The organism is Fundidesulfovibrio sp. (assembly GCF_058402725.1).
In genome coordinates this window covers 1-5,642 of the sequence record NZ_JBZVFJ010000181.1, presented here as the reverse complement: position 1 = coordinate 5,642, position 5,642 = coordinate 1, and the positions used below count along the sequence as shown (strand labels likewise).

Genomic DNA, 5,642 nt, shown 5'->3' with positions numbered 1-5,642 from the left:
CGTCCACGCACTCGTGGGCGTCGGTCATCTGGGAGTAGGGCATCTTGATGCGGCGGGCCGAGGGCGGATCGTAGCCGAAGGCGAAGCCCAGGGCGAAGACCCCGGCCGGAGCTCTGCCGTCGCCTTCGCGTTTGACGGGGCCTTGCGCGCCTGGCGCGGCGAGGCCCCGGCCCCAGGCCAGGCCGTTGCGGCCCGTGACGGCCTGGATGGGCGGCCCCGCCAGTTTCCAGCGCCCGCCCGGGGCGCGCTCGAAGAGGCGCACCTCGGCCTTGCTGGAATCCCAGCCCGGGGAGAGGGCCACCACGGCCTGGAGGGTCTGCTTCAGGGAGGCGGCCCGCACGGGCGCGGGCGAGAGCGAAAGCGCCAGGACGATTCCGGCCAGGGCCAGGCATGCCGCAGCCATGCGGCCCGGCAGCAGCGGGGAGCGCCCGCACGCGCGGCGCGCCGGGGAAACTCCGACCGCATGGAGCGCGCCCCTCACGGCACGGCCTGCGCGCCGTCGGCGAACAACTCCACGGCCTGCTTGCGCAACAGGAACTTCTGGATCTTGCCGCTGGCGGTCATGGGGTAGCCCTTCACGAAGGCGATGTACTTGGGGATCTTGTGCCAGGCGATCTGTCCCCGGCAGTAGTCCTGCACGTCCTCGGGGGCCATCTCCACGCCCTCCTTGAGGATGATGAAGGCACCCACCTGTTCGCCGTACTTCGTGCTGGCCACGCCCACCACCTGCACGTCCTGGACGCCGGGCATGGTGTAGAGGAACTCCTCGATCTCGCGGGGGTAGATGTTCTCGCCGCCCCGGATGATCATGTCCTTGAGGCGACCGGTGATGGAAAGGTAGCCGCCCGCGTCCATGACGCCCAGGTCGCCGGAGTGCAGCCATCCCTCGGCGTCGATGGCCTTGGCCGTGGCCTCGGGGTTGTTGTAGTAGCCCTTCATCACCGAATAGCCCCGGCAGACCACCTCGCCCTGGGTTCCGGGGGGCACGGGCCGGTTGGTCTCGGGGTCCACCACGCGCACCTCGATGCCGGGCAGGCAGGCCCCCACGGAGGCGGTGCGGTAGTCGATGGGGTCGTCGGTGCGGGTCTGGGTCATCACCGGGGAGTTCTCGGTGAGGCCGTAGCAGATGGTGATCTCGGACATGTTCATGACATCCATCACCTTGCGCATCACGGGCACGGGGCAGGGCGACCCGGCCATGATGCCCGTGCGCAGCGACGAGTAGTCGAACTTGTCGAAGAGCTTGTGCTCCAGCACGGCGATGAACATGGTGGGCACGCCGTAGAGGGCCGTGCAGCGTTCGCTCTCGATGGAGGTCATCACCTGCACGGGGTCGAAGGTCTCCAGGAGCACCATGGTGGACGCATGCGACACGCAGGCCAGCACGCCCAGCACGCAGCCGAAGCAGTGGAACAGGGGCACGGGCAGGCACACCTTGTCCAGGTGGGTGAAGCGCTGGCGTTCGCCGATCCAGAAGCCGTTGTTCACCAGGTTGTAGTGGGTGAGCATAACGCCCTTGGGGAACCCGGTGGTGCCCGAGGTGTACTGCATGTTCACCACGTCGTGGGGCGAGAGCGACTCCTGGCGGGCCTTGTAGTCGGCCTCGGAGACGGTGCGGCCCAGGCCGATGATCTCCGGGATGGAGTACATGCCCCGGTGCTTCTCCTGGCCAAGGAAGAGCACGCGTTTGAGGTGGGGGAACGTCTGGGAGACGATGCGCCCGCGCTCCTGCCCCTTGAGTTCGGGGGCCAGGTCGTAGAGGATCTGGAGGTAGTCCGAGTCGCGGTAGCCGTCGATGATGAAGATGTTCTCGGCCTCGGAGTTCTCCAGCAGGTACTTGAGCTCGTTCTTCTTGTAGTTGGTGTTCACCGTGAGCAGCACCGCGCCGATGCGCGCCGTGGCGAACTGCAGCACCACCCAGTGTGGCACGTTGGTGGCCCACACGGCCACCTTCTCGCCGCGCTGCACCCCAAGGGCCATGAGGCCCTTGGCCAGGGAGTCGGCCAGGTCGGAGAATTGGCGGTAGGTGAGGTGCAGGTCGCGGTCGACATAGGCCACGGCCTTGTTGCCGGGGTGGGCGGCCACGGCCTCGTCCAGGAGCTGGCCCAGGGTGATCTCGCGCAGGGTGAAGTCTTCCATGGCGGCCCCTATGCCGGGAAGTAGAGCACGGCGTGGATGTCGGTCTGTTCCTGGCCGGCGCAGCCCACGTAGTGGGGCACGATGGAGTTGAAATAGATGCTGTCGCCGGGCTCCAGCTCGTGGCGCTCCTGGCCCAGGACCACCAGGAGCCGCCCGCGCGCCACCACGATGAACTCCTCGCCCTCGTGGGAGGAGAGGGGGTGCTCCGTAGCGGGCTCGTCGGGGCGGATCTCGATGTAGAAGGGCTCCATGTGGCGGTCGGTCTTGTGGGCGCCCAGGGAGTAGAAGCTGAAGCTGGAGCGTTTGCCGCGCGCGGCCTGCTGGGCCTGCTCGGGCGAGGAACAGTCGCAGGCGCGGGAAAGGCACACGTCGGAGCCCAGCTCGTCGTCGATGAAGGTTCCAAGGCGCGTGCCCAGGGCCAGGGCCACCTTGAGCAGGGGGCCGAGGCTCGTTGTCACCTCGCCCTTTTCCAGGGCCTCCAGGTAGGCCGCGTCCAGGCCCGTGCGGGCCGAAAGTTCTTCGATGCCGAGCCCCTGGGCCGTCCTGCGCTTCCGGATGCGCGCGCCGCACTTGATTTCGCCGTTCATGCCCCCTCGCTTGTGCTTGACGTATGAGTTTCCGAGGCAGGCGCTTACCATTTTCGTGCCTGCGGTTCCAGACGGTTTTTGCGGGTTTGTCCGGAATCCGAGCAAAATGGCTTTTCCGCTTGAACAAGACCGGCAGATGGGCCAAAGAGTGTCAGGGGACGCCGCACTCCGTCTGTGGAACGCACGTGTGCGCCCGGCCTCGTCCCGATGTCCTGAAACATGCCGGGTTCGCAACCCAAGCGTGGACGTCGCATGGAACACGCTCCATCGCCTTCGCGAGCAACCTCCAGGCCCGTTTCGCTGCGGTTCGCCCTCACGCTGCCCTTCGTGGCCCTCATCGTGCTCGGGTGCGGGCTTGTGGGATTCTTCTCCCTGTGGGACGGCCGCGCGGCCGTGCTCGACGTGGCCGGACAGCTGCGCGCCGAGGTGCTCAAGCGCGTGGAGGATCACCTCACAGGCTTCCTGGACCTGCCGCGCAAGCTCAACGAGGCCAACGCCCAGGCCCTGCGCGCGGGCGTGCTGGACCTCTCCGACCCCGTGCGGCGCGCCCGCTACTTCCACGGGGTGGTGGCCGCCAACCCGCGCATCGCCTACTCCTTCATCGGGCTGCCCGACGGCGAGTTCCACGGCGCGCGGCGCAACCAGGCCGGCGAGGTGGAGGTGATCCACGCCGGGCGCGACACGGGCCAGGCCTCCACCTACTTTTCCACTTCGCCCCTGGGCGATCCCCTGGAGTTCCGCGCCGCCTACCCGAACTTCGATCCCCGCACGCGCCCCTGGTACAAGGTCGGGGTCCAGGCGGGACAGGCGGTCTGGAGCCCGGTCTACCGCCATTTCGTGCTCAAGGACCTTACCCTCACCGCATCCCTGCCCGTCCACGACGGCAAGGGCGGGCTGCTGGGAGTCTTCGGGGTGGACTACGCCCTGGGCAACATCCACGAGTTCCTGCGCACCCTCAAGGTGGGGAGCTCCGGCGAGGTGTTCCTGATGGAGCGTGGCGGGGAGCTTCTGGCCTCCAGCACCATGCCCCCCTCGCTCTTCCTGATCCCCAAGGGCGACGGCTTCGAGCGCCTCAGGGCCGATCAGGCCCCCAGGCCCCGCGTGGCCGCCGCCGCCCGCCGCCTGGAGGCCCTGCCCGGGGGGCTGGCAGGCATCGTGGAAGACACCACCCTGGAATTCGACATGGACGGGCAAAGCCAGTTCCTGCAGGCAACGCCCTTCACCGACCCCATGGGCGTGGACTGGCTCATCGTCGCCGTGGCCCCCGCCAGCGACTTCCTCGGACGCATCGACGCCAACACCCGCCAGACGGTGGCCCTGGTCCTGGCGGCGGCCTTCCTGGCCGCGCTGGCCGGCGTGGTGCTGGCGGGCCTGCTCACCCGGCCCGTGGAGCGCCTGGCCCAGGCCGCCGACGGCCTCTCCCAGGGCCGCTGGAACCTGGACGTGAAGGCCCCCGGCGTGCGCGAACTCGACCGCCTGGCCCGAGCCTTCTCGCGCATGGCCGGCCAGCTGCGCTCCTCCTTCGACGAACTCAAGGCCAAGGGCGAGATCATCGCGGCCCAGAACCGCACCCTGGAGGAGCGCGTGGCCCGGCGCACCTCCGAACTCGCCCACCTGCACCACAGGCTGCGCGCCATCTTCGAGGCCATCCCGGGCTATATCCATGTGATCGATCGCGATTTCCGGGTGGTGGACGTGTGCGACAAGATGCTCGCGGCAGTGGGACTCACGCGCGAGGAGGTGCTCGGGCGGCGCTGCCACGAGGTGTTCCAGGGCCTGGAATCCATCTGCGGCCACTGCGCCCTCTGCGACGAAGAAAACCGCGACCGGCCCACCATCCGCCCCTCCACGCCCATGGAAGAGGGCATCCTGGGGCACGCCTTCATGGCCTATTCCGCCCCCATCCGCGACCAACGCGGCAAGGTGTGGGGCACCATCGAATGCCTCATGGACGTGAGCGCCCTGCGCGCCGCCGAACAGGAACTCCTGGCCGCCAAGGAGCAGGCCGACGCGGCCAACCGCGCCAAGTCGGCCTTCCTGGCCAACATGAGCCACGAGCTGCGCACCCCCATGAACGGCATCCTGGGCGTGCTCCAGCTGCTCAAGACCACGCCGCTCGACCAGGAACAGTCCGGATTCGTGGAGACCGGCGAGGCCGTGCTCAAGAACCTGCTGGGCCTCATCAACGACATCCTCGACCTCTCCAAGGTGGAGGCGGGCAAGCTCGACCTGGTGGAGAGCCGCGTGGACCTGGAGGAGACCTGCCGCTTCATGGCCGGGCTCTTCCGGGGGCAGGCCCAGGCCAAGGGCCTCGCCCTGGACTTCCACGTGGCCCCAGGCGTGCCCGGCTTCGTGATGGCCGACGCCAGCCGCCTGCGTCAGGTGCTCTTCAATCTCATCGGCAACGCCCTCAAGTTCACCGAAAAGGGAGGCGTGCGCCTGCTGGTGGAGAGCGTCGGCCCCGCACCCCAGGGGCGCACGCTCCTGCGCTTCACCGTGGCCGACACGGGCATCGGCATCCCCGAAGCCCGCCAGGACGACCTCTTCAAGCCCTTCGTGCAGATCGACGGCGCGCTGGACAAGAAATACCCCGGCACGGGCCTGGGGCTCTCCATCGTCAAACGCCTGGTGGAGCTCATGGAGGGCGAGGTCGCGGTGGAGAGCGAGCCCGGGCGGGGAACGCTCATCCGCTTCGAGATTCCCGTGCTGGCCGCGCCGCCAGACGCCCAGGGCGATGCGCCCGGTCAGTCCGCGTTGCAGCCGGGAAATCCGGCCCCTCCTGTGTCCCTGGAAGTCCTCCTGGTGGAGGACGAGCCCGTGAACCGGCGCGTGATGCAGAATCTGCTCGAAAAGCGTGGCCACCGGGTGGCCCTGGCCGAGACGGGCCTGCAGGCCCTGGAGCAACTTGCCCGCCGA

General features: G+C 68.5%; 3 protein-coding genes and 1 pseudogene. 1 reads left to right on the top strand and 3 read right to left on the bottom strand.

What is annotated here, in order from left to right:
• From ACV4UX_RS16790 to ACV4UX_RS16780, 3 genes and pseudogenes are all read right to left on the bottom strand, one after another.
• Positions 1-403 (bottom strand): annotated as a pseudogene (locus ACV4UX_RS16790) (hypothetical protein); the annotation flags it as partial.
• 74 nt (positions 404-477) lie between these two features.
• Entirely contained in the window at positions 478-2,139 is a 1,662-nt protein-coding gene (locus ACV4UX_RS16785; protein ID WP_491594432.1) for an AMP-binding protein, read from the bottom strand.
• 8 nt (positions 2,140-2,147) lie between these two features.
• On the bottom strand, positions 2,148-2,726 hold the full coding sequence (locus ACV4UX_RS16780; RefSeq protein WP_491594431.1) for a helix-turn-helix domain-containing protein: 579 nt from the start codon (positions 2,724-2,726) through the stop codon (positions 2,148-2,150).
• A gap of 252 nt (positions 2,727-2,978) precedes the next feature.
• Between ACV4UX_RS16780 and ACV4UX_RS16775 the strand changes: the two genes are divergently transcribed.
• Positions 2,979-5,642: ATP-binding protein (locus ACV4UX_RS16775; RefSeq protein WP_491594430.1), on the top strand; the 2,664-nt coding region annotated here is incomplete at its 3' end.

Bases quoted from the DNA above. Each gene is read 5' to 3' on its own strand.
- ACV4UX_RS16785 (WP_491594432.1), bottom strand. From the start codon at position 2,139: ATGGAAGACTTCACCCTGCGCGAGATCACCCTGGGCCAGCTCCTGGAC.
- ACV4UX_RS16780 (WP_491594431.1), bottom strand. From the start codon at position 2,726: ATGAACGGCGAAATCAAGTGCGGCGCGCGCATCCGGAAGCGCAGGACG.